General features: G+C 65.3%; 24 protein-coding genes. 5 read left to right on the top strand and 19 right to left on the bottom strand.

Annotated elements, in window-relative coordinates:
* The first annotated feature begins 9 nt into the window (after nt 1-9).
* From ACQI46_RS23415 to ACQI46_RS23400, 4 genes are all read left to right on the top strand, one after another.
* Nucleotides 10-1,200, top strand: coding sequence for a lipid-transfer protein (locus ACQI46_RS23415; protein WP_427096445.1), 1,191 nt, complete (start codon nt 10-12; stop codon nt 1,198-1,200).
* On the top strand, nt 1,197-1,646 hold the full coding sequence (locus tag ACQI46_RS23410) for a MaoC family dehydratase N-terminal domain-containing protein (protein ID WP_427096444.1): 450 nt from the start codon (nt 1,197-1,199) through the stop codon (nt 1,644-1,646). The genes ACQI46_RS23415 and ACQI46_RS23410 overlap by 4 nt, the downstream gene beginning before the upstream one ends.
* Complete coding sequence (locus tag ACQI46_RS23405) at nt 1,643-2,059, top strand: MaoC family dehydratase (protein ID WP_427096443.1); 417 nt, start codon at nt 1,643-1,645, stop codon at nt 2,057-2,059. The genes ACQI46_RS23410 and ACQI46_RS23405 overlap by 4 nt, the downstream gene beginning before the upstream one ends.
* A 121-nt stretch (nt 2,060-2,180) precedes the next feature.
* Entirely contained in the window at nt 2,181-3,365 is a 1,185-nt protein-coding gene (locus ACQI46_RS23400) for a TetR/AcrR family transcriptional regulator (RefSeq protein WP_427096442.1), read from the top strand.
* Here ACQI46_RS23400 and ACQI46_RS23395 read toward each other — a convergent pair.
* Genes ACQI46_RS23395 through ACQI46_RS23385 form a run of 3 tightly spaced genes read right to left on the bottom strand, consistent with a single transcriptional unit; the run spans nt 3,362 to nt 5,429 of the window.
* Complete coding sequence (locus ACQI46_RS23395; RefSeq protein ID WP_427096441.1) at nt 3,362-3,943, bottom strand: 3,4-dihydroxy-2-butanone-4-phosphate synthase; 582 nt, start codon at nt 3,941-3,943, stop codon at nt 3,362-3,364. The two genes, ACQI46_RS23400 and ACQI46_RS23395, sit on opposite strands and share 4 nt — an antisense overlap.
* Nucleotides 3,944-3,954: 11 nt before the next feature.
* Nucleotides 3,955-4,446: a flavin reductase family protein gene (locus tag ACQI46_RS23390; protein ID WP_427096440.1), complete on the bottom strand. Its 492-nt coding sequence runs from the start codon at nt 4,444-4,446 to the stop codon at nt 3,955-3,957.
* Between the two features lie 32 nt (nt 4,447-4,478).
* The gene (locus ACQI46_RS23385) at nt 4,479-5,429 is read right to left on the bottom strand and encodes an alpha/beta hydrolase (RefSeq protein ID WP_427096439.1); all 951 of its coding nucleotides are present in this window, start codon (nt 5,427-5,429) and stop codon (nt 4,479-4,481) included.
* Nucleotides 5,430-5,564: 135 nt separating this feature from the next.
* Between ACQI46_RS23385 and ACQI46_RS23380 the strand changes: the two genes are divergently transcribed.
* Nucleotides 5,565-6,392, top strand: coding sequence for an SDR family NAD(P)-dependent oxidoreductase (locus ACQI46_RS23380; RefSeq protein WP_427096438.1), 828 nt, complete (start codon nt 5,565-5,567; stop codon nt 6,390-6,392).
* A gap of 23 nt (nt 6,393-6,415) precedes the next feature.
* Here ACQI46_RS23380 and ACQI46_RS23375 read toward each other — a convergent pair whose 3' ends face one another.
* From ACQI46_RS23375 to ACQI46_RS23300, 16 genes are all read right to left on the bottom strand, one after another.
* Nucleotides 6,416-6,925, bottom strand: a complete 510-nt coding sequence (locus ACQI46_RS23375; protein WP_427096437.1) for a CAP domain-containing protein — start codon at nt 6,923-6,925, stop codon at nt 6,416-6,418.
* The gene (locus ACQI46_RS23370; protein WP_427096436.1) at nt 6,922-7,488 is read right to left on the bottom strand and encodes a hypothetical protein; all 567 of its coding nucleotides are present in this window, start codon (nt 7,486-7,488) and stop codon (nt 6,922-6,924) included. The genes ACQI46_RS23375 and ACQI46_RS23370 overlap by 4 nt, the downstream gene beginning before the upstream one ends.
* Complete coding sequence (locus ACQI46_RS23365) at nt 7,488-8,027, bottom strand: mammalian cell entry protein (RefSeq protein ID WP_427096435.1); 540 nt, start codon at nt 8,025-8,027, stop codon at nt 7,488-7,490. The genes ACQI46_RS23370 and ACQI46_RS23365 overlap by 1 nt, the downstream gene beginning before the upstream one ends.
* Nucleotides 7,991-9,421, bottom strand: coding sequence for an MCE family protein (locus ACQI46_RS23360; RefSeq protein WP_427096434.1), 1,431 nt, complete (start codon nt 9,419-9,421; stop codon nt 7,991-7,993). Before ACQI46_RS23360 ends, ACQI46_RS23365 begins: the two co-directional genes overlap by 37 nt.
* 1 nt (nt 9,422) lies before the next feature.
* Nucleotides 9,423-10,574: an MCE family protein gene (locus ACQI46_RS23355; protein ID WP_427096433.1), complete on the bottom strand. Its 1,152-nt coding sequence runs from the start codon at nt 10,572-10,574 to the stop codon at nt 9,423-9,425.
* Nucleotides 10,571-11,845, bottom strand: coding sequence for an MCE family protein (locus ACQI46_RS23350; RefSeq protein WP_427096432.1), 1,275 nt, complete (start codon nt 11,843-11,845; stop codon nt 10,571-10,573). The genes ACQI46_RS23355 and ACQI46_RS23350 overlap by 4 nt, the downstream gene beginning before the upstream one ends.
* The gene (locus ACQI46_RS23345) at nt 11,842-13,158 is read right to left on the bottom strand and encodes an MCE family protein (RefSeq protein ID WP_427096431.1); all 1,317 of its coding nucleotides are present in this window, start codon (nt 13,156-13,158) and stop codon (nt 11,842-11,844) included. The genes ACQI46_RS23350 and ACQI46_RS23345 overlap by 4 nt, the downstream gene beginning before the upstream one ends.
* Nucleotides 13,155-14,198 (bottom strand): MCE family protein, encoded by a 1,044-nt coding sequence (locus ACQI46_RS23340; RefSeq protein ID WP_427096430.1) that lies wholly within the window; start codon nt 14,196-14,198, stop codon nt 13,155-13,157. The genes ACQI46_RS23345 and ACQI46_RS23340 overlap by 4 nt, the downstream gene beginning before the upstream one ends.
* 16 nt (nt 14,199-14,214) lie before the next feature.
* Nucleotides 14,215-15,630: an MCE family protein gene (locus ACQI46_RS23335; protein WP_427096429.1), complete on the bottom strand. Its 1,416-nt coding sequence runs from the start codon at nt 15,628-15,630 to the stop codon at nt 14,215-14,217.
* Between the two features lie 4 nt (nt 15,631-15,634).
* Nucleotides 15,635-16,489, bottom strand: coding sequence for an ABC transporter permease (locus ACQI46_RS23330; protein WP_427096428.1), 855 nt, complete (start codon nt 16,487-16,489; stop codon nt 15,635-15,637).
* On the bottom strand, nt 16,486-17,196 hold the full coding sequence (locus ACQI46_RS23325; protein ID WP_427096492.1) for an MlaE family ABC transporter permease: 711 nt from the start codon (nt 17,194-17,196) through the stop codon (nt 16,486-16,488). The genes ACQI46_RS23330 and ACQI46_RS23325 overlap by 4 nt, the downstream gene beginning before the upstream one ends.
* A 584-nt stretch (nt 17,197-17,780) precedes the next feature.
* Nucleotides 17,781-18,830, bottom strand: a complete 1,050-nt coding sequence (locus tag ACQI46_RS23320) for an NAD(P)-dependent alcohol dehydrogenase (protein WP_427096427.1) — start codon at nt 18,828-18,830, stop codon at nt 17,781-17,783.
* On the bottom strand, nt 18,830-19,645 hold the full coding sequence (locus ACQI46_RS23315) for a mycofactocin-coupled SDR family oxidoreductase (protein WP_427096426.1): 816 nt from the start codon (nt 19,643-19,645) through the stop codon (nt 18,830-18,832). Before ACQI46_RS23315 ends, ACQI46_RS23320 begins: the two co-directional genes overlap by 1 nt.
* Before the next feature lie 41 nt (nt 19,646-19,686).
* Nucleotides 19,687-21,294, bottom strand: a complete 1,608-nt coding sequence (locus ACQI46_RS23310) for a flavin-containing monooxygenase (RefSeq protein ID WP_427096425.1) — start codon at nt 21,292-21,294, stop codon at nt 19,687-19,689.
* Nucleotides 21,295-21,307: 13 nt separating this feature from the next.
* Nucleotides 21,308-22,201: an alpha/beta hydrolase gene (locus ACQI46_RS23305; RefSeq protein WP_427096424.1), complete on the bottom strand. Its 894-nt coding sequence runs from the start codon at nt 22,199-22,201 to the stop codon at nt 21,308-21,310.
* Nucleotides 22,198-24,138, bottom strand: a complete 1,941-nt coding sequence (locus ACQI46_RS23300; RefSeq protein ID WP_427096423.1) for an FAD-dependent oxidoreductase — start codon at nt 24,136-24,138, stop codon at nt 22,198-22,200. The genes ACQI46_RS23305 and ACQI46_RS23300 overlap by 4 nt, the downstream gene beginning before the upstream one ends.
* Nucleotides 24,139-24,295 lie beyond the last annotated feature (157 nt).

Genomic DNA, 24,295 nt, shown 5'->3' with positions numbered 1-24,295 from the left:
GAGGTAGAGATGCAGCGCACTGTGTGTGTGGCGGGGGTCGGCATGACTCCGTTCGCCAAACCGGGTAAGAGCCGGGACTACCAGGAGATGGGTGCCGACGCAGCACGCGCTGCGCTCGCCGACTCCGGGTTGAACTACGAGACCGTCGAACAGGCCTATGTCGGCTACGTCTATGGAGACTCGACGTCCGGTCAGGCCGCGCTGTATCACCTCGGGCTGTCCGGAATTCCCGTGCTCAACGTCAACAACAACTGCTCGACCGGTTCATCGGCGCTCTGGCTGGCCAGGCAGGCCGTCGCCTCCGGCTCGGCCGAATGCGTCATCGCGTTGGGCTTCGAGCAGATGCGCCCCGGCGCACTCGCTGCCGTGTGGGACGACCGGCCGAGCTCGACGGGCAAGTTCGAAGAGGTGGCTCTGGGCCAGCCCGGCGCCGATCCGAAGGCACCGATGGCTGCTCAACTGTTCGGTGGCGCCGGAGTGGCACACATGGAGCGCTTCGGCACCAAACCCGAGACGTTCGGCCGGATTTCGGTGAAGGCACGCCAACACGCGGCCCGCAATCCGTTCGCGGTCTTCCGCGATCCGGTGACGCTCGAGGACGTCATGAACTCACCGACGATCTGGGGCCCGCTGACCCGTCTGCAATGTTGCCCACCCACCTGTGGCGCTGCCGCGGCGGTGGTGTGCAGCGAGGACTTCGCCCGCGCACACGGGATCGATCACGCCGTGCGCATCCGTGCACAGTCCCTTGTCACCGACCTGCCCGGAGCGTTCAACGGCGACGACATGCGCCGCGTGGTCGGCTACGACATGACCGCGAAGGCTGCGGCCGACGTCTACGAAGCCGCCGGTGTCGGCCCGGAGGACATCCCGGTGGTCGAGTTGCACGACTGCTTCACGACCAACGAACTGATCACCTATGAGGGCCTCGGCCTGACCCCGGAAGGCACCGCCGAGAAGTTCATCCTCGACGGCGACAACACCTATGGCGGTCGGGTCGTGACCAATCCTTCAGGCGGACTGCTGTCGAAGGGCCACCCGCTCGGCGCCACCGGCCTGGCTCAATGCGCCGAGCTGGTCTGGCAACTGCGCGGCCAGGCCGGCGAGCGCCAGGTGGAAGGGACGCGACTGGCGTTGCAGCACAACCTCGGCCTCGGCGGAGCTTGTGTCGTCACTCTGTACGAAAGGACATCGCGATGAGTGCCGAATCCCTGAAGGGATATCAGTGGCCGGAGAGCACGGTCGACGTCGAACGGGGGCGCGTGGCGATGTTCGCCAAGGCGATCGGGGAGACCGATCCGATCTATTTCGACGTCGAAGCCGCCCGCGCCGCGGGCCACTCCGATCTTCTTGCGCCCCCGACGTTTGTCTTCGGACTCGACCTCGAGCACTCCGACACCCTCGGCGTTCTCGAAGCCCACGGCGTGGACCTGTCCACGGTGCTGCACGGCGAGCAACGGTTCACCTACCACGGCGAGGTACACGCCGGCGACACCTTGTCGCTGCGTGCGGAGTTCACCGATTACTACTCGAAACGTAACGGCGCCTTGGAGTTTCTGGTGCGTCGTTCACAGCTGACATCCGGCGGCGACCTGGTCGCCGAGATGGAAAGCGTGTCCGTCATCAGGAATGGAGCGCCCTCATGAGCACCGATACCGCCGAGATCCAGGTTGGGACTCAGTTGCCGCCGTTGCATGTGGGGCCCGTCTCTCGTACCACGTTGGCACTGTTCGCCGGCGCCTCAGGCGATCACAATCCGATCCACATCGACATCGACGCCGCCAAGGCCGCAGGTTTCGACGACGTCTTCGCCCACGGCATGCTCTCGATGGCCTACCTGGGCCGGCTGATCACCTCCTGGGTACCGCAATCGCGATTGCGTGCCCTGAGCACCCGGTTCACTTCGATCACACCGGTTCTCGCTCAACCGACCTGCACCGGGACGGTGACCAGTGTCGAGGAGGTGGACGGCGAGAAGCGGGCGACCGTCGACGTGAAGATCACACTTGCCGACGGCACGGTCACCCTCTGCGGCGAGGCGGTCGTCGCGGTCTCCTGAAAAAGGCACACGGCGGTCGCGTTCCCAAATCAGGACCCGTGCGGCGCGGTGAACTATAATCGGGGTTCACTCTTCCAGGCCAGCACATCGGCCGAACGGCAGCAAAGGGAGGACCGCCGACGTGGCGCAGACCGTTCGCCAGCACGCACGGAGTTCGGTACGCAAACTGCAGTTGTCCCAAGCTGCTGCCCGGCTCTTCACCGAGCGCGGTTACCACAACGTGAGCATGGACGATGTCGCCTCGGCTGTAGGCCTCACCGGCCCCGCGTTATATCGGCATTTCCGCAAGAAGCACGACATCCTGGCGCAGGCCATTTCGGAACAGCTGGGCGCTGTCGAGGCGGTCGCGATCCGCGCGGTGGAGTCGGACCTCGATTCGGACGAACGCACGGCGATGTTCTTGTCCGAGCTCGCCGATCTGGTCCTGGAGCGCGATGAAGTGCTGCTGTGGAAGCGCGAGCGTCGGCAGTTGTCCGAGGCGGAGCAGAATCAGTTCCGCGCAAAGCTCAACGAGGTGCTGCGTCTGACTGTGCATGCTCTCGGCCTGGGGAACGGCGGTGAGCCGTCCAGCGACGCGGAACTGCGCGCCTGGAGTGTGTTGGGGATCTATTCGAGCGTCGCACCCGCGCGCAAACGACTCGAGGATGCCGCCGCCAAGCGTCTCCTGCAGTCGACCGCCCAGGGGGTTCTGCACTGCAACCTCGACGGCGCCACCATGAGCTCAGTTCAGCGGGTACCGACCCAGCGGCGCCCACCCGGGCGGCGGGAACGCATCCTCGCGACCGCCACGCGGTTGTTCCATGCGCAGAGCTATCACGCCGTCGGCATCGAGGAGATTGCTGCCGAGTCGGACACTGCCATCGCGACGTTCTACCAGTATTTCAACGGCAAGGCCGAGCTGCTGCAGGCGGTACTCAACCGCGGCGCCGAAGGACTGCACTACGTCACCAACCACAGGCTGCCGTCGGCCACCACGCCGCAGGAGGTTGTCGACGTCATCGTGTGCACGCTCATCGAACTGGCTCTCGGCCCGCACCAACCGATCCTGGCGATCCTGGCTGCTGACCTGATCTACCTTCCCGAGAATGCCCAGGAAGCGATTCGGATGAGCGAGCGCGAATACATCGACGAATGGGTTGCTGCCATTCTCGGGATTCGACCGGAGCTGTCCCCGTCGTATGCACGGCTGCTCGCCCGGGCGTCGATCGGCCTGGTCACCGACATCACGCAGACGCCGAGCATGCGCAATCGGCCGGGTATCGCCAACGAGTTGCACCGCCTCGTCTCTGCGGTGCTGGCCGCCTAGCGACCGGGCATCACCGCAAGACCGAAGTGCGCGGCGAACTCCCGGGCACCGGTCTCGTCGAGCACGTCGCCCGTGTCGCGCACCAACCGGCAGGCACCGGCCACCGGGCTGAGTCCACTCTGCGAAACGGCTCGGATCATCATGTCCCAGACCTGGTCTCGACGTTCGAACGGGAATTCCGGGCACCGGACCGGGAGCACATGTCCCGGCCGCCGCAGATCTGCGGCGGTCGCGTCCGGGTTGCCGAGAACCCGCAGGGTCAGCGCCCGGTCGCGCGCCGAGATACCGGTGCCGACGCCGACGGCATCCACCGAGACCGTGAATCGCAGAGATCGATCCTCCGACGCCAGCACGAGCTGGTCGTGAATCCGGAGCAGGTCGAGGCGATCTGATCGCATGACGGCATGGATCAGACCCGATGAGTACCGCGTCGCGAAGCTCAGTAGCCCAGTCGAGGCGACCTCCGCGGCGAAGAACAGTAGTGCACCACGTTCGCCGTCGAGCGCGATGACTGGTTCTCCCCGCGCGATCTGGTCGATCAGCGCGGGCATGTCGTCATCCACGGCGATACATCTCATGGTCGACTCCGTCAGCTCAAAACCCGGTGGGTGCCGAAGGTCCTGGCATGGTATGTCAGCGGCGCGATGCCACATGTTTCGACTGCGCGCACCTCCCCGATCACGACGACGTGGTCGGCGGCCTCGACAGTCTGCAGTACCGTACAAGCGAACCACACTGCGGCACCGGATAATTGCGGTACACCACCGGACAGCGTCCACTCCACGCCGGCGAACTTGTCAAGTCCTTTACGAGCGAAACCGGCCGCCTGATCGGACTGATGGTGTCCGAGAACGTTGACGCCGAAGATTCCTCCCGACCGGATGAGTGCCAACAGGTCGGAACCCTGGTCAAGGCTGACGAGCAGCGACGGCGGCGACATCGACAGGGACGCGAACGCACTCACCGTAGTGCCGTGCGGTCGCTCGCCGTCCATTGCCGTGATCACCGCCACCGGTGTGCAGACAGAAGCCATGGCGTTGCGGAATGCGTCCTGGAACGCATCGATCTGTGCCCCGGTCATTTCGGACTCTCCTGCCTTCGCATCGCGGTTCGTCACAATCCTTTTCGTTCGCGTAGGACGGTCGCGACGAACTCACCGATCTCCGCGATCGCGCGCTGCGCACGCGGCATGGACGACGCGAACATCGTCCACGCGTGACACACCCCGGCGTAGACGGACAACGTCGACACCGACCCGTCGCGCTGCATGCCGTGATGCAGCATCTTCGCGTCGTCGAGCAGCACCTCCCGATCACTGACCAGGATCAGCATCGGCGGCAGTTCGTGGAAATCGCCGAACACCGGTGAGGCGAGCGGGTCACGTGGGTCGTGGCCGGCCAGGTAGGCACCCGCCAGCGACTTGACCGAACGCCTCGAGATGGCGACATCCTCGTCGGCATGACGGTCGAAACTCTCGCCGGCCGCGGTGAAGTCAGCCAACGGCGACACCAGGACCGCGCCTGCCGGGAGCGGGGTTCCCTGCTGGCGGGCGCGGATCAGTGAAGCCACCGTCAGTCCGCCGCCGGCCGAATCGCCGGCAAGGACCCAGCGGTCACCGAAAGTCTCTGCCGCCCAGTCCATCACCGCTGCGGAGTCGAGAACCGCGCCGGGAAACGGATGCTCGGGAGCTCTCCGATAATCGGGTACGAACACCGGATGACCGCATGCCGCCGACACAGCCGCGGCCATTGCGCGGTACCCGTGCGGGGATCCCATGACGTAGCCGCCGCCGTGCAGCCAGATCACCGCGGCGCTGTCGTCGACTGATCCACCGTCGACGCGCAGAGCGGGGACCCCACCGGCATCGACCTCGGTGACCACGACGTCGTCGAGGAGGGCCTGAGCGCTCATCATCTCGTCGAGATCGACGCGCATGTCGGGTAGCGGGCGCCGCCCGTCACCGAAGACACCGCCGAGCGCGGCCTCCGCACGTTCCAGGGCCTCGGCATCCGCCTCTGTCCAGCTCTCGTCAGCTACCGACAGCACGTCGGCTCCTCTCGCCATTGCGCCACCACGGAAGAATCTCTACTAACTGTAGCGCCATAATAACTTGTCAGAGCGTTGTTGACGACGACAAATGATGAAGTTAGCCTTCACATGGGTGCATTGCACCGGGTCCGACCACGGAAAGAGGATGACATGGCGCGACTGTCCGACAAGATTGCGCTGGTGACCGGCGCGACCACCGTGAATCCGGGTGGGAACAACATCGGCGGTGCGGCAGCCACACAGGTGGTCGCCGAAGGCGCCCGCGTGGTGCTCGCGGACATCAACATCGACGGGGCCTCAGCGCTGGCCGATCAACTCAACGACACCTACGGACCGGACGTGGCGATCGCCGTTCACACCGACCTTCGTGATGAGGCGGCGATTCGGGATCTGGTCGCGACGACGGTCTCGACCTACGGCGGCCTCAACATCCTGTTCAACATCGCCGGTGTCTTTCCCGCGGGAGACGGCGACGTGGCCACCATGCCCATCGAGGTCTGGGACGACGTGATGGCGGTCAACGTGCGCAGCGCGATGCTCACGACGAAACACTCGCTGCCGCACCTTCGCGCCCACGGTGGATCCATCGTCAACACCGCCTCCACGCACGCCTTCGCGGGTGACACCAGCCTGACCGGTTACGGGGCGACCAAGGCCGCTCTGCTGGCGCTTACCGCATACACCGCGACCCAATACGGTCGCGAGGGCGTGCGGTGCAACGCGATCTGCCCCGGCACCACCAGAACCCCTCCCGCGCAACAGCTCCCGAAGGAAGTCACCGACATCTATCGCCGGCACACCCTGGCGCCGGACCTCAACGGGCCTGATGACCTCGCCAAGGTCTACGCCTTTCTCGCCTCGGACGACTCGCGTGGAATCAACGGCGAATCCATCCGGGTCGACGGCGGACTGCTCGCTCATCAACCGTTCGTGCCCGACATGAACGCCCTGGGCGCGGCGACCGCGACCTCGCAGTAAGCCGGGCTGTCTATGGCCGAGCGTCAGTCCGGTCGGCCATAGACAGCGACGACCACGGTGCGATCCAGGCTGTTCTCTGACCAGACTCCGATGCGCGTATGTGTGCAGTCCGCCATGATGGCGTGGTAGGCGGGGTTGTAGAACCACAGATTGAGCAGCTCGATCCCGCTCATCGCCAAGGCCGGATGAATCGCGATGGTCTGCGCGACGGTTCCGTTGAAGCCGGCCGCCTCCGCGCGCTGCTGCGGTGTGGAACCGTCTGAGCCCACATCCGCATTGAGATGTCGATTCCCCATCAGGTCGCGTGCATGCCACTCGGCGGCCAGCAGCAGTTGGGGGCTGACGTTCAATTCGCCCTCGCAACCGGCTTCGCGTTGGATGGCGTAGACATTCTCGACCACGCTGCTGTTGAACCTTCGGTTGTCTGCAGACGCCGTGGGCACTGTCACGCCGAGGGCCAGGCATACCGGAAGTGCCACGGCGGCCGCCCACCGCGCCGTCTGTCGTCTCAAGGGGACCTCCGTCATCGTCATATCGGCTCGAAACCCGCGATCAGCCAGGAGCTTCCGACCTTCGCCATCTCGACGTGGGCGCTGGACCGGGTATCGGTCGGCGGCTCGGCTCCCACGGTCGTCGTCTGGTTGATGTACACCAGTACCTGCGCTCGGTCACCGTCTGCCGACACCAGCGCTGCGGCGGGTACGGTCGCGACCGCCGAGATCTGCTTCTCCTCGGCGCCGGGAATGACGACCTCGGTGATCAACGTGGTGAATTCGTCGCGGAATCCGCCAGTCATCCGCTCGCTCGCAGCGGTCAGGTCCTCCTGCACATGGCCGGACCGGTAGGACAGCATCTTCACCGTGCCCTCCGTCGCCGCGACGACGGCCTCCGCGGAGGCACCGTTCGTCGGCGACGCCGCCGTCTCGGTACGTACCTTCAAGAAGCCGACCCCCGAAGCGGCAGCCAGCACCAGCAGCGGCAGCACAACATAGGCGAGGACTCGGGTCCAGGGCCGTTCCTTCACCCCATCCGGCTCCCCGGCCGTTGCCTCCGCGTTCTCCGCGGCTTCCACACAGTCATCGACCTGCAGCGTCATCACACGAACTCCACGTCCGACACCCGGGTGGCGCCATCGCTGCGTTGAACGCCGACGCGCATCCGCCAGATCTGCGGCTCCTGTTGCGGTGCACCAGCACTGGACATCTTCACCGACATCACCACCAATACGCGCGCAGTGTCGCCCTCTCGTGTTTCGAGGGCTGCCGACGTCACCGAACCCTCAGACACCGACTGTGCCTGCTTGACCACCTCAGCGAACGGCACAGCACGCTTCTCGAAGTCCTCGCGGAACACACCGGTCGACGAGTCGATGATCCGCTTGACGTCGGCATCGACCGTGGCGTGACCGATCGTGGTCAAGTTGACTGCGCCCTGCCGCGCTGCTTCCAGGAACTGGCTCTGCTCGGCCGCGTCTTGACGCTCCTCGATGAGCCGATACCCCATCCAGCCCCCGAGACCACCGAGCGCTGCCAACGCCACCAGGCACACCGCGACGGCCGACCGCCAGGGCGGAACCCGCTGTGCGCCGGTTGTCTGGGTCAACGTGCCGCCGGAGGGATCATCATGCTCTCCCATGTCCTGCCTTCTGTCTGCTGAGCCAAGTCGGCTTGGGTGTAGATCTTTCCGTCGGGTGCCACGTACTCGCCGGTGGCTGGGTCGTACTGCGCCACCGCGATCGGTGCCGGCGGCTGCGCAGGCGGCGGCGGCAACTGTGGGATGCCCTGCCCCGACAGTGTGGCGTTCGGATCGCCCTTCCAGTTGAAGCCGTCGTTGAGCGGCACGTACTCCTCGTCGCTCTCGCACATCTTCACCGTCGGTGCCCGCTTGCCGGGCCGGGTCAGGCACGGATAGTTGCGGTTGCCTCGCACCACATTCCAGGAGTCTTTCGGTATCCGGCAGTAGAGGTCTCCGGGAGGGAGATCTGCAGAGGTCTCGACGTTCGGGGTCAGCTGCTGATCCACCGGCAAGAACCCCGTGGTGCACGGCGGCGGCAGGTTCAGGTTGAGATTGAAGCTCACGTACAAGCCCGGTGACTTGCGCTTGGAATTCTTGTTCGCCAGCAACGCACCCTGCAGGCTGGCGACGAGTTGCGGTTCCAACACCAGCACCTGCTCGATTGCGGGCTGATAAACCACCGCGACCTCACCGACGCTCACCAAGTTGGCCATCAACGTCGGCAAAGTCGGCTTCAGCCGGTCGAACAGTTGCCTGCCTTCCTCCGTCGCATCACCACCGCGCTCGAGCAAGCCGGCCACGGCCGGGTCGACATCGCGAACCTGCGCCGTCAGATCAGCAAGGTGTGAAGCCCACGCGTTGATCGAATCCGCGGTCTGCGTCTGCGAATCCATCAGCGGCTTGGCGTGGTCGATCAACGTCAGCAGTGAGTCGAGGTTCGCCCGGGCATCCGATGCCAACTGCGTCGATCCCTGCACGATGCGTGACAACTCGGGCCCGAGGCGCCCGACAGCGGTGTAACTCTCATCGACGACGGTCTTGACGTTGTCACCCGGAATCGCCTGGATACCCCGGTTCGCCGCATCGAGCAATGCGTTGATCGGCGGTGGCGTCGACGCGCGGTCGACGGGGATCACGTCGCCGTCCTTCAGTGGCACCGAATCGGATCCGTTGGGGACCAGCGCGACGTACTGCTCGCCGATCGCTGAGGTGCTGTGCACCTCGGCGACCAGGTCCGACGGCACCTCGGTGCCCGAGTCCATCGACAACACCGCCTCGACCCCGCCGTCGTCGGTCAAACGGACCTCGGCGACACGCCCGATTCTGGTGCCGCGGTACATGACGTTGGCGCTTTCGTAGAGGCCGGCTGCCTGTGGGAGTTGCACGGTCACCGTGTACCGGCCGATACCCAGCATTGCCGGGACCTTGATGTAGCCGAACGCCATGATGCTGCTGGCCGTCAGTGCCACGACCGCAAAGATCAACAGCTGCAGCTTGATTCGCGTGGTCAGCATGTCATGGCCCCTGATTGTGCTGGTAGGGCGCCACCAAGGGGTTTCCGGCTGTGTACGGGCTGGGGATTTGCCCGATCGTTCGGCCCCACTGCATCTCCAATTCGGTGAGGTCGCCTTCGAACCGCGTGCCGTTGAGCAGCCCGTCGCCGAGTCGACTCAACGTCAGATCGAAGATCACATCGGTGTTCAGATAGTCCCCGCGCACGACCTTGTCGATGCTTTCGATCGGCCACGGGAAAGTCGTCAGCAGGCTCAGCGACCTGGTCATGGCCGGCCCCGCATCGGCGAATGAACTCAGCACAGGGCCTACCGCCTTCATTTCGGACACCAGGTTCGTCTTGGTCTGGTTGACCACGTCCGCGGTCAACGCACTGAACTTGCCGAAGCCGTCGACCGCCTCGGTCAGGTTCTGGCGATTGTCGCTGAGGACTTCCAAGGCGTTCGGGATGGTCTGCATCGCGTTGTCCAGCACCGGCTTCTGTTCCGAGAGCTGCCCGACGAGGTTGTTGAAGCTGTCGGTGGCGGCGATGATGTCGCCGGTCTGACCGTTCAACCGTCCGACGAATTGGTCGGTCTGCTGAATCAGGCTGCGCAGTTCACTTTCCCTGCCGGTGAACGCCGTCGCCAGCGCCGCGGTGATGTCCTGCATCTGGCCGATACCGCCACCGTTGAGCAACAACGACAACGCCGAGAGGGTCTGGTCGGTGTTCGGGTAGGACGAGCCTGCGTTCAGCGGGATCAGCGAGCCGTCGGTGAGCTTGCCCTGCGGTTCGGCATCGGCAGGGGGCGCGAGTTCGACGTGCAGCGAACCCAGCAAGCTGGTTTGACCCACGGTGGCTGTCGCGTTGGCGGGCAACTCGACATCACCGTTGAGCCGAATGGTGACCAGCGCGTGCCAGCCTTGACGTTCGATTTTCGTGATCGTCCCGACGTTGACGTCGCCGACGCGGACACGCGAGTTGGGTTCGATGGTCCCCACGTCGGGCAGTTGGGCCTGCACCACGTAGGAACCGGGGCCGCCGCCTTCGGTACCCGGCATGGGCAAGGAGTTCAGCCCACGCCATTCACAACCGGTGAGCACCAACACGGTGATCACCGCGATCACACCGAAGGCGCGGACTCGCAGCTTCCCACTCGTCTTGGACACGATCATCGTCCTTCCGCGGGCAGCAGCATTCCGGGTAGCCCCGTGGGCGCGTCTGCCTCGACCGGCGCCGGCTGCTGTGGCGGCTTCGATGGCGCCTGCGGCGGCACATAGTCCGGACGCAGGCGGTCCTCGCTGTAGGTCAGCTCATTGGGTCGAGCTGACTGACCGACGAACAGGTTCTCGCCGAGCGGCGGAAAGTTCATCTGACGGTTCTTCACGATCGGTGCGAGGTACTGCGCGCACAGCTTCGACGAGTACACGGCGTTGACCCGTGAGGCCGCCTCGACCGAGCCGCACAGGAGGGCAACCGGATCGGCCAGGTTGTTGACCGCCAGCATTCCGGTCAACGCAGCCTGCGAAGGTTGGTAGACGTTCGCGAAGTTCTGCACGGCATTCGGAAACGCGTGCAGCGCCTGCTTGACGTCGTCAAGGCCTCCGTTGACCGCTGACGTGATGGCAGCCAACTTGTCCGTGGCCAGTCCAGCTGCTTCGCGGTTCTCTCTGACGAACTCGGTAGCTTCTGCGACGACCGAGTTGAGATCTTGCACAGCATTTCCGACAGCACCCGGGTCGTCGGCGAGAAGTCCTGTGACCGCGGCCATGTTGCGGTTGAGTTGGGCGAGTAGATCCGAGCTGTCCTCGAGAGCGGAGACCACCACCGCGAGATTCCGCAGTGTGGCGAAGGTGTCCTCGCTGTGATCGCCGAGCGCGGACAGGGCGCGCGCCATCACCGTGATCGTCTCGCGGATGTTGGCACCCTGTCCACGCAGGTTGTCCGCTGCCGTGTTGACGAATTGGCCGAGAGTGCTGACGCCACCGGGCTGCTTCGGTTGCAGCGCGTCGGTGAGCTTCTCCAGTTGTATGCGCAGGTCGTCCCATTCCAGGGGGACTGCGGTGCGCTCGAGCGGAATGACCGCTCCGTTGTCCATCACCGGGCCCGAGGTGTACGCGGGGGTGAGTTGAACGGCACGTGCGGTGACCAGTTGCGGCGACACGATCACAGCCTTCACGTCGGACGGCACCTTGTGTTCGCCGTCGACCCAGAACGTCACCTTCACCCGTTCGGGCTCCGGTTCGATGGTCTCGATCGCACCCACCGGGACACCGAGGATGCGGACTTCGTCCCCTGCGAAAAGGCCGTTGCTGTTGTCGAAGTAGGCGGTGAGATGGGTCCTGCCGGCCTGGTTGAGGGAGCGAAGGACCGCCACACCGCCGAGGACCACGGCGACCACCGCCGCGACGGTCAATCCGATTCTCAGAGCACGGTTTCGCGTCACTGTCCTCCTCCTGCAGGTCCGTGTAGCGACGGCGCCTCATCGGATGCCGGTACCTGTACCGGCGGCGGGCTCGGGATCGCAGAAGGCTGCTGACCCTCAGGCCACAGTGCAGGCGGGCCCGGCGGCGGTCCGCCCGGAGCAGGGGCCGGCTCGGGCTCCCGGTAGGGGTATCGGGGATCGCCTGGCTTGCCCGTGATCGCATCCGGAACGGTGAGGTGGGGCTCTCCACCCTGACCCGTGCGCGGGAAGGGAACGGGCAGTGCGGGAGTGGCGGGTTGACCGGTCTGCGGATCCGACAGCTGAGACGGCGGAAGCACATTCGGGTCGAGCCCCAGGTCGGAGAACGCGGCGTCGATGAACGGCTGAATCAACTGACCGGGCAGGTTGGACAGGTACGCCTTGAAGAACGGTCCAGAGCCGACCGCGTCACCCAGCGACATCGTGTACTGGTTGAGGTACTTGATCGCCGTCATCACGCGTTCCTTGCGGTTGTCGACGATCGTCAGGACTCCGTTGAGCTTGTCCAGAGCGGGACGCATCTGCTGACGGTTCTCGTCGATGAAGGTCGACAACTGCTGCGCGAGGTTCGACAGGTTCCGCGAAATCTGTTCCAGCGCAGCGCTCTGCCCGCGAAGCTCAGCCAGAAGTGCATTGCTGTTGGCGACCAGTCCGGCGATCTCTTCGGCGCGCTCGGACAGGACCCCGGTCGCCTTGCTCGCGTTGCTCAGCAGCGTTCGCAACTGTCCGTCCCGTTCACCGAGACTCCGCGAGAAACGGCCCACACCCTCGACTGCCTCCTTCAGATCCGGCGGGGTGTCGGCGAAGGTTTCGGCGAGCGTGGCGAGGGAGTCGGACACGGTGTCGGTGTCCAACCCGCTGATCGTCGACGACAGATCGCCCAGTGCATCGGGGAGCTGGTACGGAGATCGCGTGCGTTCCAACGGGATCGGCGCGCTCAGGTGGCCCTCGCCACGCGGTGTGACTTCGAGGACCTTCGATCCGAGCAGGCTCTTGGTCCGGACGTGTGCTTCAGTCAGATCGCCGAGACGGATGTCGTCGTCGACGTCGAAATCGACTCGGACCCGGTCACCGTCGAGCTTCACTGCCGACACCTGCCCGACCCGGAAGCCGGCCACCTGTACCGGCGCACCGGTACGCAGCCCGCCGGCCTCGGCGAAGTAGGCGGAGTGATCCTCGGCCGAGGTACCGAAGGGGAGTTTGTCGTACTGCAGCGCGACGACGGCGATGCCGGCCGTCGCTGTCATGCCGATCAGGCCAATGACGAATGGGTTGCGTTCAGCGAAGGGTTTCATTTCGGAGCGCACCGACCTGTTGTCTGTTCCGTGAGCTTGACGTAGACCGGTTGCCCGCCCTTCCCGTTCACCTTCAGCGACAGGGAGCACAGGTACTCGGGGATGAAGTCACCGCGGCTGCCGAGCCGGGACAGCTTCTTGTAGGCATCGGGCAACATGTTGAGCAGTCCGTCGAAGTACTCGTGATCGGCGAGAACGAGCGAGGTGGTCCGGTCGGACTGTGCGACGGTCTCCTTGAACGGCGCACGCGCCTGCATCAGCAGGTCGGCGACGGTCGCCGAGGCCGCGTTGGTGTACGCAATCGCGTTGGTGACCTCGGTCTTGCGGCCCTCCAATCCCTCGATGAGAAGGGACAGGGAGTCGACCGCCTTGGCGAACTGCTCGGTTTGTCCGCCGAAGGTACCCAGAACAGAGTTCAGATTCCCGATCACCTCGCCGATCAGCACGTCCCGATCGGCGAGGGTGTTCGTGACGAGCGCCGCTTGGCTCAGGAATGACCTGATCGTGACGCCCTCCCCCTGGAAAGCCTGGATGAGTGCGCTCGACAGCGTGTTCACCTGCTCGGGATCCAACGCTCGGAACAGTGGACGGAAGCCGCCCAGGAGCGTGTCGAGGTCGAGCGCCGGTTCCGTCCTCGAAGCAGGAATCGTTTCGTCCGGCTCGAGCCGGCGCTCGCCGCCCCCCGACCCCTCCAACAGGGCCATGTAACGGTCCCCGATCGGGTTCTCCCAACGGATTTGGGCCTTCGAGACGTCGGTGAGTGCGACGGAAGGGTCTGCCGAGAATTCGACGATCGCGCGGGCACTGGAGTCCCCCGAGGCCTCTACCGAAATGGCCTTGACCTGTCCGACCTCGACACCTGCGATCCGAACGAAGTCGTTCACCTCCAGCCCACTGACATCGGTGAACTCGGCTTTGTAAACCTGTTCGGAGGAGAATCGCAGATTGGCGAAGATCGCCATCAGACCGAATGTCGCGACCAGGCACAGGGCCACGAACACCGTCAGATTGACGACTACACGTCGCAGATTGGTTCTCACTGGTGGTCCTCGGTGCTCATGGTGACGGGCTCGTCTGTGCAGGCGCTGCTGCTTCGGCCGGGAGTACCGGCGGTGCAACCCCATCTGGTGACGGCGCTGGGGCTGCCGGGGCGGGCGGTACCCCCGGCCAGAGCGGAGTTCCGTCCGGCCCGTACAGGGCGGCGCCGTAGGGTGCCCCGCCGGGATGAGCGGGAGCGGGTCCCGGAGCAGGACCGCCGGGGTGGCGGACCCGAGGTGGTTCCGGGACCGCTTTGGTGACCGGGAAGTAGTTGACCCATCCGGGGAAGCCGATCCCGGGGTTGGGTCGAATGTCGAGTCCGGTGCCGAATCCGGTGTCTGTCACCAGGTACCGCACCGGGAAGTTCTTGCTCACGTCCGGCAGCGAGCCGCAGCCCGGCTGACCTCCGGGACCGCCTGTGGCAGCCACCTTGGGTAGGTGCTGGGGATACTTGTACGGGTCGTCGCCCATGAGCAGTCCGACGTCCTGAACCACCGAACGTCCGTTGCCGCCGATGTTTTCGTAGGCCCCGTTGTCGAGGGCGAACTTCGCGCCCTGCAGCAGGCAGGTGTAGATCGGGTCGTACTTGAGCAACAGGCTCGTGGTTGGCTCCAGGATGTTGATCCCGTTGATCAGGTTGTCCCGGTTCGGAGCGATGAGATCGATTCCGCTGTTGGAGAACCCGATCGAGCTCAACAGCAGGGCATCCAGGTCTTGCGCATGCTCGGCGATCGTGCCGCTGGTGACGGTGGCGGCGTCCAAGGTGGCCAGGATGTCCGCGGCCGCGGAACTGTAGGTGTCGCTGACATCCCGGAAGGAGACCCAGTTCTCGCCTACGCGGTCCATCTTCGGATTGATGGCCAACAGCACCTCGTTGGCGTCGGTGGTCGCCCGTCCGATGCGCTCGCCCTGGCCGCGGACTCCGTCAGCGACCGCGGTCAACACGGCGTTGAGCTTCGACACGTCGATCTCGTTCAACAGCCCGACCAGGTTGTCGAACACCGTGTTCACCTCGGTGGCCACATTGCGGGACTGCAGTACCGCGCCCGTGGTGAGTCGTTGTGCGCTGGGCTGGTCCGGGTAGATCAGGTCGACGTACTTGGCGCCGAACGCGGTGGTCGTTGCGATCTCGGCCTCGATGTTGGCCGGTATGTACCCGGCCTTGTCGGGATCGATCTCCAACGCCAGCGCCACGGTGGGGTGTCCCCCGACGATGCCGGCGACCCTGCCCACCTCGACACCGCGCAGCTTCACCTTCGCGCCCGACTCCATCACGAGCCCGGAACGGTCGGAGGTCAATGTGACCGGCACGTACCGACGGAAGGTTCCGGCGAAGGCCGCCGAACACACCAGGACCAGTCCGATGACGGTCGCGAACAATGCGGCGGTCCACCACAACGGGTGCACGCGACCTCGACTACTGCTGTGCGCCATGGGATCACCCAGCCAGGTTGAAGTTGCCGGACTGGCCGTAGATGGCCAGGGAGAGGAACAGGACCACCAGGACTGCCGCGATCAACGAGGTGCGCACCGCACGGCCGACCGCCTCCCCGACACCTGCGGGCCCGCCGGAGGCGGTGAAACCGTAGTACGTGTGCACCAACATGATCACCACTGCCATCGCGATGGCCTGGAAGAACGACCAGATGATGTCGGTGCCGTTGAGGAAGGTGGTGAAGTAGTGGTCGTAGACACCCGAAGACTGGCCGTAGATCACGATCGTGCCGAAGCGGGCAGCCCAGAACGCCGACAGCACGGCAACGCAGTACAGCGGGATCACCACGATCACCCCCGCCAGCACCCGACTCGACGCGAGGTAGGCAACTGAGCGCACCCCCATCACCTCCAGGGCGTCGATTTCCTCATTGATCCGCATCGCGCCCAGTTGCGCTGTCGCGCCGGCGCCGATGGTGGCGGCCAGTCCGATGCCGGCAATCACGGGCCCGATCAGACGCACGTTGAAGTATGCGGATGCGAACCCTGTGAGTGCCTCGACACCCACTTCGGCGAACTGGTTGTATCCCTGGACGGCAACCAACGCGCCCGTGGAAAGGGTCAGGAAACCGACGATCACCACCGTGCCACCGATGACGGCCAACGCGCCGACGCCGAGGCTCATCTGCGCGATCAGCCGGAACAGCTCTTTCTTGTAATGCAGGAGAACATCTTTGGTCGACCCGAGGGTCTGGAAGTAGAACTGCGCCTGTGTGCCGATCCGGCTCAGGCCGTCCACCCACCCGGCGAGGATGCGCCGGAGCCGCGGATGAAGTCTGCTCGGAGTGCCCGCGGTCATAGCGTCGCCTTGATCCCGACGGCCGAGGCGATGATGTTGATCGCGAACAGCGCGACGAAGGTGAAGACGACGGTCTCGTTGACCGCGTTACCGACCCCGGCGGGACCGCCACCCACCGAAATCCCTTTGTAGCAGGCGATCAGCCCGGCTGCGAGCCCGAACAGTGCGGCTTTGATCAGCGAGATGACGACATCGTCAGCTCCGGTGATCACGGTCAGGCCGCCGACGAACGCACCGGGTGTCACGTGCTGGATGAACACCGAGAAGACGAATCCCCCGACGAGTCCCACCAGGATCACCACCGAGGACAACAAGGTGGCAACGAAGGTGGCGGCCAGAACGCGGGGTACCACCAGCGACTGGATCGGGTCGACACCCATCACGCGCAGAGCGTCGAGTTCGTCGCGGATGGTGCGCGCGCCGAGGTCCGCGCACATCGCCGTCGCCCCGGCACCCGCCACGACGAGCACTGTGACCACCGGGCCGATCTGCGTGACCGTTCCGTAGGCGGCGCCGGTGCCCGCGAAGTCCGCGGCACCGAACTCGAGCAACAGGATGTTGAACGTGAAGATCAGCAGGACGGTGAACGGGATGGCGAGCATCAGCGTGGGCACCAACGACACTCGCGCGACGAACCAGGACTGTTCCAGAAACTCCCGCCACGCGAACGGCCTGCGCGGGATGCACACCAGGGTGTCCAGCGCCATTGCGAAGAAGTCGCCGAGCGCGCGAACCGGCCCGGCAGCGCGGGCGGACGAGATCGCGCGTAGCCGGTCGCCGGGGCGGCGGGCTCCTGCAGCGGTGGTCACGCCGGCCTCGATCCGACGCTGCCGGTGTTCCGGCGTCGACCAGATTGTGAAGAACAATTCTGTGCGACCTCAGTCAACTTATTGCCTTTCACATACGTCCGGTGGGGCCCTCACACCGCGGGAACCTGAGTGTTCCCGATCACAACTGTAATCCGCGATAGCATCGCACATGCGAATTTCGACCGTCAAGCGGGCTTAACTGGCCGCCTTTTCAGCACGATCGATCCGACCGCCAGGGTCACTGATATTGACGCCTATGAACTGCGAATTTGGTCAGACTGCGCGTGCGCACTCGACATCCGCCCGGCGCCGCCATCAGTGAGCTCGCGACTTACTTAGTAAATCTTCGTTCTGACAAGAATGCTGTCCGGAAGTCTCGGCCCGTGGGTCCGGCGCGGAGCCGTCAGGCGCCGGCCCGTCGCCCCCCGGTTACCCGCCCTGTCGGAGTGTCGGAGTGTCGATCGGTATCTGACGCGGATCTGCTAGCCCGCTCCGGGTACCAGGACGGCGCGGCCGGTCACCTGGCCCGCTTCCAGACGCGCGAACGCCTGCAGCGCGTCGTCGAGTGCATAGCGCTCGACTTCGATGCCCAGCAGTCCGTCCCGAGCCAAGGCAACACACTCGATGAGGTCGCTGCGCGTCCCGCCATAGGACGTCCGCACCGACGCTCCCCACGGCCACCCGCGACCGTCGCGCGGCTCGGCCGCGATCGGCACCTGCCCACCGGCCAGACCGGCAATCTGCACCATGCCATTGGGCGCCACGCATTCTGCAGCGGTCTGCAGGCTGGCCCCGTTACCGACGAAGTCGAAGACCGCTGCGGCGCCCAGGCCTTCGGTCATCTCCAGGATGGCCGCTGCTGCATCCGGTCCGGCCGGCACCGTCGCATGCGCGCCGTAGGAGGTCGCTGCGGCCAGCTTGTCTGCCGCCACATCGACAGCGACGACGCGTACCGCCGAGGTGGCCCGCAGAATCTGGATCGCGCAGTGACCGAGGCCGCCGATGCCGATGACCACCGCGGTAGCCCCCGGTGTCAGCACGTCGTGGCTGTTGCGGATGCTGTGATAGGCCGTCATGGCGGCATCGGCCAGCGGCGCTGCGGTGACCGGGTCCAAGCTCTCGAGGTCCACCAGGAATCGTGCCGGCACCCGCATGAACTCGGCCATCCCACCGTCGGGCCCGAGTCCGGGCGCCGGCGGTTGCGCCCGCCGTCCCCACCGGAGGCACACGTTGTCGGCACCGGCCAGGCAGTTTCGGCACTGCCCGCACGACCAGCACAGGTGCACGATGCCCTGCTGTCCCTCCGCCCAGCCACGCACGCGGGCACCGATTGCCGCGACGGTTCCGGTCACCTCGTGCCCGAGTGTCACCGGGCGGGGAAAGAGCCGTTGGGGGTTGTGCACGACGTGCAGGTCGGAATGGCACAGTCCTGCTGCGGCCACCCGCAGCAGCACATCGTCAGGTCCGATCTCGGGCACCGAGATGTCGACGAGCTGGACCACCGTGGGCTCGACGAGTTGTACGGCACGCATCAGAAGTACTGCGCCCCACCGTCGACGCTGATGTGCTCAGCAGTGATGTACGACGACGCATCGGAGGCCAGGAACAGGACCGCCTGCGAGATCGCCTCGGGTTCGGTGGAGAAGTCCGGTAGGAACGGTGTGCCCATGCCCATCAGGGATGGATTGGTCTCGCCGGCGGCGGTGAGTTGGGCGATCATGTCCCCCGAGCCCATCGGGGTGTCGACCGCGCCCGGGTGGATGCTGTTGACCCGTACCCGATGTCGGCCCAGCTCGGCGGCGAAGGCCCGGGTCATGCCGACCACCGCGTGCTTGCTGGTGGTGTAGGGCACCATGAACGGCTGCACCTTTTTCCCGGCATACGAGCTGATCAGGATGATCGAGCCGGCACCGCGTTCCACGAGGTGCGGCGCCGAGACCATCACGGTGTTCCAGACACCGGTGACATTGATGTCCAGGGTGTCGCGGAACACTTCGGGTTTGGTCAGATTCCACGGGGCCGGGACACAGATCGCCGCGTTGGCCACCACCACGTCCAGACCACCGAGCTCGAGGACGCCTCGTGCGACCGCGGCCCGCATCCCCTCCAGATCGCGCACGTCGACCTGTTCGGTCACGATCCGACGGCCCGTGGCCTTGACCAGGTCGACGGTCTCGTCGAGATCCGCGGGCGTCGGTGAGTCGTACGGGACACCGGGTAGCGGTCCGGCCAGGTCGACGGCGATGATGTCGGCGCCCGCCTGCGCGAGCGCGACCGCGTGAGTGCGGCCCTGACCGCGTGCGGCACCGGTGATGAAAGCGACTTTGCCGTCAAGTTCTGCGGTCATGGCTGATGTCCTTACTGAAGTCGACTGAGTGACCAGGGTTTTCAACTGAACTCGAACGCGGCATAGCCCGAATCTGCGATCTCGGCGTGCTTGGCGGTCAAGCCGGACAGTCCGCCGTCGTAGTGACGGAAGGTGACCGTCTTGCCCGGGGTGTTTACGCCGTAGGTGTAGTCGAGCGCGGCCTGGGCGCCCAGGGTGCCGTGGTTCAGCTCGTAGACGTGCGCGGTCCAGGCCTCCTCGGCCTCGGGCCTGGCCTCGACGCGGGTGGCACCCCGGCGAACCGCCTCACCGATGACCTCGTTGACGAAGTCGCACTGGCGCTCCGAGATTCGCGGCACGTTGCCGCCGGAGCTGTGCGGGCCGACCAGAAAGAACAGGTTCGGGAACCCGGGGCTCGCCGCGCCGGCCACGGTGTGCGGCCCGTCGGCCCAGTAATCCTTGAGGGTGCCCTCGGTGCCGGCGATCTCGATCCGGTCGAACGCGCCGGTGATCGCGTCGAATCCGGAGGCATAGACGATGATGTCGAACTCGCGTTCACCTGCGGAGGTGACGATGCCACGGGCGGTGATGCGCTCGATGGGCGTCTCCCGCATGTCGACCAATGAGACGTGCGGCAGGTTGTAGACCTCGTAGTAGCCGGTCTCGAACGGAGGCCGCTTGACGCCGTAACCGTGGTCGGGCACCAGCTTGTCGGCGATCGCCTGGTCCTTGACGCGGGCCCGGATCTTGGTTTCCAGGAAGGCGCTGAACTCGGCGTTGAAGTCCTTGTCCGTCATGACTTCCACGTAGTTGCCCAGGAACTTGGCGAAACCCGGTGCGGCCAAGAGCGTGTCCCAGTACTCCCGACGCTGCTCAGGTGTCAGCGTGGACGGATCGTCGGGGCTGAAACTGTGCACGAATCCGGCGAAGGAGCCCATCAGGTCGGCGTGCATCTGTTCGAAGGATGCGGTGATCTGCTGCTGCTCATCAGCGGTGATCGGGCTGTTGTTCAACGGCGTGCACCAGTTGGGGGTGCGCTGGTACACCGTCAGCGACCCGACCTGCTCGGCGATCGCCGAGATGACCTGCACACCACTGGAACCGGTGCCGATCACCGCGACCCGCTTGCCGGTGAAATCCACCTCATGGTGCGGCCACAGCCCGGTGTGATAAGCCTCGCCCTCGAACTCGTCGAGTCCGGGCACCGACGGGAACTGCGGCGCGGACAGGATGCCGATCGCGGTCACCACGAAGCGGGACCGGATGGTGCTGCCGTCCGACAACGCAGTGGTCCAGGCCCGGTCGGATTCACTCCACGTCGCCGACACCACGCGCACCTCGAAGGTGATGTACCGGCGCAGGTCGAACTTGTCGACAACGGTGTTGAGGTAGCGCTCGATTTCCTGTTGTCCGGCGAAATGCTCGGTCCAGCGCCACTCCTGCGCCAGTTCCTTGGAGAAGAAGTACGCGTAGGTGTAGCTCTCGGAATCGAATCGGGCGCCCGGGTAACGGTTCCAGTACCAGGTGCCACCCACCCCGGCGCCGGCCTCCACGGCCCGGAAGGACAGGTCGGTCTGCGCCAGCTTGTAAAGCTGGTAAATGCCCGATATGCCGGCGCCGATGACCAGGACGTCGATCATCTGCGATTCCTTGTCGGCCTCAGTTGCCATGTGCTGTCGTCCTTTACCCGGTGGTGATGGCGAGATCGTTGATGAAATTCCCGATGTGTGAGATCGCGACGGCCGCCTCGGGCAGCCGCCACAGCAGAATCTGGTGCACGTGCGGCATCCCGTCCTGCACGTCGACGCGGACTTCGCCGCCAACGCCCCGGATGGCCTCGGCGACCCGCATCGTGTCGTCGTGCAGGATCTCCTCCGTGCCGACCTGTAGGTAGACCGGCGGCAGCCCGGACAGATCCCCGTACACCGGCGACACCAGCGGGTCGCGGCGGTCGTGGGAGCCGAGGTAGCCGGCGGCGTTGGCTTCCAACTGCTCCCGCGTCATCAGTGGATCGACGTCGGCGCGTTCGGTCACCGACGGGCTCGCCAGCGCGAGGTCGGTCCACGGCGACAGCGCGACGGCGGCGCGCGGCAACTCGTGCCCACGTTCGCGGGCCGCCAGCAAGGTCGCCAGAACGAGCCCACCGCCGGCGGAATCACCTGCTATGACCACGTTCTCGGAGCCCACACGTGCGATCAGCTCATACAGCACCGAGGCGGCATCGTCGAGGGCTGCCGGGAACGGCTGCTCCGGCGCCAGGCGGTAGTCCGCGACGAACACCTCCGCCGAGGCGGCGTCGGCGATGTGGCCCGCCAGTGGGCCGTGGCTGCGGCTGGAACCGAACAGATATCCCCCGCCGTGCAGGAACAGGATGGTCGGTCCCGAGCGGCTCGCGGGCCGAAACCAGGTGCCCGGCACACCGGCGACCTCGCCCGGGCCGGCCGACACCCCAGCCGGTAGCCCGGCCCGAGCCATGCTCCGGTCATAGCCGTCACGCACCTGCTCGATGGTCGCGTCGGTCGTCGCGAACGAGTACGCATCGACCACGGCATCGATCACGCGTGGTTGTGCCGTCACGATGCCGGTACCCGTTCGGGCGCAGCGGCCGCGGTGAGTTCGTAGTCCGCCAGATCCGGGTGCCGCGTCATGGTCCAGTACTGCAGCACCGTCCACGGCGAGTTGGTCACGACCCTGCCCGTGGAGTTGCGGTAATAGCTCTCGACACCGTCCTGGGCGAAAACCATTGTGCTGTTGGCTTCGTCGAGCCGACGGTTGTATTCGTCGAAGACGTCCCGGCGGCAGTCCACCGCGGTGAGCCCCTCCGACACCATGGTGGTCAGCATCTCGACGATGTAACGGGCCTGCGCTTCGGCGAGATTGATGAAGCTGCCGCCCGGCGGGTTGGTGTTGGGCCCGAACAGGTAGAACAGATTCGGGTAACCCGGTGTGGTCAGGCCGAGGTAGGCGCGCGCGTCGTCGTCGTGCCATTCGTCGCGCAAGCTGCGTCCGTCGCGCCCGAGCACCTCCAGCGGATACAGGAACCGCTGTTGCTGAAATCCGGTACACAGCACGATCGTGTCGACGTCGGTGTGCACGCCGTCTGCGGTGACGATGCCGCGCTCATCGATGTGCGTGATCTTTTCGGTGACCAGGTCGACGTCGTCGCGCAGCAGCGCATCGAACCAACCGTTGTCCAGCAGGATGCGCCGCCCGAACGGCGGGAAGGACGGTGTGGTGCGTTCGATCAGATCGGGACGATCTGCGAGTTTCTGGTGCAGGTAGGAGGTATAGAAGCGACGGATCGCCTCGCTGTAGGAGTTGACCGAATTCTTGCTGCGGTCCCACTCCGGGTCCACCACCAGGGCCGGGAACATACCCTCGGTGTAGATCCAGTAGAGCCGGAACCGGTTCCACTCCCAGTACAGCGGCACGTTCTCCAACAGCCAGTTGGTGTGCTCCGACACAGGCTGGAAGTACATCTCGTTGGGCACGATCCAGTGCGGGGAACGCTGAAAGATGGTGGCGTGCTCGACGGTGTCCACGGTGGCCGTGACGACCTGCATGGCGCTGGCGCTCGCACCGATCACCCCGACCCGCCGGCCCGTCAGGTCGAGGCCTTCCGGCCAAGCGGCCGAATGTACGACGTCACCTGTGAACTCGTCCAGACCGGGGATGTCGGGATACTTCGGTCGGTTGTGCAGACCGACGGCCGTGATCACCGCGCGGGCGGTCACCTCCTGAGTCTGTCCGTCGGCGACGACGGTCAGATGCCACACCTGCGCCCCCTCGTCCCAGCGCACCGACCGGACATCGTGACCGAATCGGATCGCGTGACGGATCCCGAGTTCCGTCGACGTGGCGATCATGTAGTCGGCGATCTCATCCCTTCTGCTGAAATGCTCGGACCAGGCCTTCGTGTTGAACGAAAAGGAGTACAGGTTGCTCGGTACATCCACCCTGGCGCCCGGATAGCGGTTCTCCCACCAGGTTCCGCCGACTTCCTCGTTCTTCTCGTACACCGTGTACGGAATCCCGGCGGCTTCGAGCGCGCGAGCAATCACGATTCCGGACACGCCGGCACCGATCACCGCGACGTTCAAGATTTCGGCGCCCTCTGCAATTTCCGCACGCTCCGGCACGAACGGACGCAGCCCGATCTGCTCGGCGATCATCGGCGAGTAATCCTCGGGCACCCGCTGCCCGATGGCCGCAGACATCAACCGGGCGAACGTCGCCGCATCCGGGTCCGGCAGTTGTACCGGCGCACCCGCGGCCCAGGCGAGTACCGCCTCGGCGGCAGCCTCGCGAACCTCGTGTTGCAGTTCCTCGGACAGGCCGCCGGACGGGTCGTCGACGAATCCGACGGGACGCGCGACGCGGAACTGGTCGGAAATCCAGCGCTCATTGCCGGTGAGCTGGGTGAGTACCGGCAGCAGGGTGGCAATACCGGCTTCCTGCAGAGCATTTCGGAGCACACCGAGGTCCGGGGAGAGTCGGGGGCGACTGACCTTCACGTTCGCTACTTCCTCGCTGGACGTCGACGTCGAGACCGTCAACCATCAGGACAATAACTAGAATTCAACCTAACATCGGAACGTCCATGCGCCAAGGTTTCGCGGATATAACCGGTCATATAGGGCTCTATGCCCACCCAGATGCCGACATAAAACG

The sequence above is a fragment of the Mycobacterium sp. SMC-4 genome (assembly GCF_050205565.1).
GTDB lineage: Bacteria > Actinomycetota > Actinomycetes > Mycobacteriales > Mycobacteriaceae > Mycobacterium.
This window is presented reverse-complemented; position numbering and strand designations above follow the sequence as displayed.

Bases quoted from the DNA above. Each gene is read 5' to 3' on its own strand.
- ACQI46_RS23310 (WP_427096425.1), bottom strand. From the start codon at position 21,294: ATGGCAACTGAGGCCGACAAGGAATCGCAGATGATCGACGTCCTGGTC.
- ACQI46_RS23360 (WP_427096434.1), bottom strand. From the start codon at position 9,421: ATGCTGACCACGCGAATCAAGCTGCAGCTGTTGATCTTTGCGGTCGTG.
- ACQI46_RS23365 (WP_427096435.1), bottom strand. From the start codon at position 8,027: ATGGGAGAGCATGATGATCCCTCCGGCGGCACGTTGACCCAGACAACC.
- ACQI46_RS23415 (WP_427096445.1), top strand. From the start codon at position 10: ATGCAGCGCACTGTGTGTGTGGCGGGGGTCGGCATGACTCCGTTCGCC.
- ACQI46_RS23405 (WP_427096443.1), top strand. From the start codon at position 1,643: ATGAGCACCGATACCGCCGAGATCCAGGTTGGGACTCAGTTGCCGCCG.
- ACQI46_RS23385 (WP_427096439.1), bottom strand. From the start codon at position 5,429: ATGGCGAGAGGAGCCGACGTGCTGTCGGTAGCTGACGAGAGCTGGACA.
- ACQI46_RS23380 (WP_427096438.1), top strand. From the start codon at position 5,565: ATGGCGCGACTGTCCGACAAGATTGCGCTGGTGACCGGCGCGACCACC.
- ACQI46_RS23390 (WP_427096440.1), bottom strand. From the start codon at position 4,446: ATGACCGGGGCACAGATCGATGCGTTCCAGGACGCATTCCGCAACGCC.
- ACQI46_RS23395 (WP_427096441.1), bottom strand. From the start codon at position 3,943: ATGAGATGTATCGCCGTGGATGACGACATGCCCGCGCTGATCGACCAG.
- ACQI46_RS23345 (WP_427096431.1), bottom strand. From the start codon at position 13,158: ATGAAACCCTTCGCTGAACGCAACCCATTCGTCATTGGCCTGATCGGC.
- ACQI46_RS23325 (WP_427096492.1), bottom strand. From the start codon at position 17,196: ATGGCGCTGGACACCCTGGTGTGCATCCCGCGCAGGCCGTTCGCGTGG.
- ACQI46_RS23320 (WP_427096427.1), bottom strand. From the start codon at position 18,830: ATGCGTGCCGTACAACTCGTCGAGCCCACGGTGGTCCAGCTCGTCGAC.
- ACQI46_RS23370 (WP_427096436.1), bottom strand. From the start codon at position 7,488: ATGACGCTGCAGGTCGATGACTGTGTGGAAGCCGCGGAGAACGCGGAG.
- ACQI46_RS23315 (WP_427096426.1), bottom strand. From the start codon at position 19,645: ATGACCGCAGAACTTGACGGCAAAGTCGCTTTCATCACCGGTGCCGCA.
- ACQI46_RS23355 (WP_427096433.1), bottom strand. From the start codon at position 10,574: ATGATCGTGTCCAAGACGAGTGGGAAGCTGCGAGTCCGCGCCTTCGGT.
- ACQI46_RS23335 (WP_427096429.1), bottom strand. From the start codon at position 15,630: ATGGCGCACAGCAGTAGTCGAGGTCGCGTGCACCCGTTGTGGTGGACC.
- ACQI46_RS23330 (WP_427096428.1), bottom strand. From the start codon at position 16,489: ATGACCGCGGGCACTCCGAGCAGACTTCATCCGCGGCTCCGGCGCATC.
- ACQI46_RS23375 (WP_427096437.1), bottom strand. From the start codon at position 6,925: ATGACGATGACGGAGGTCCCCTTGAGACGACAGACGGCGCGGTGGGCG.
- ACQI46_RS23410 (WP_427096444.1), top strand. From the start codon at position 1,197: ATGAGTGCCGAATCCCTGAAGGGATATCAGTGGCCGGAGAGCACGGTC.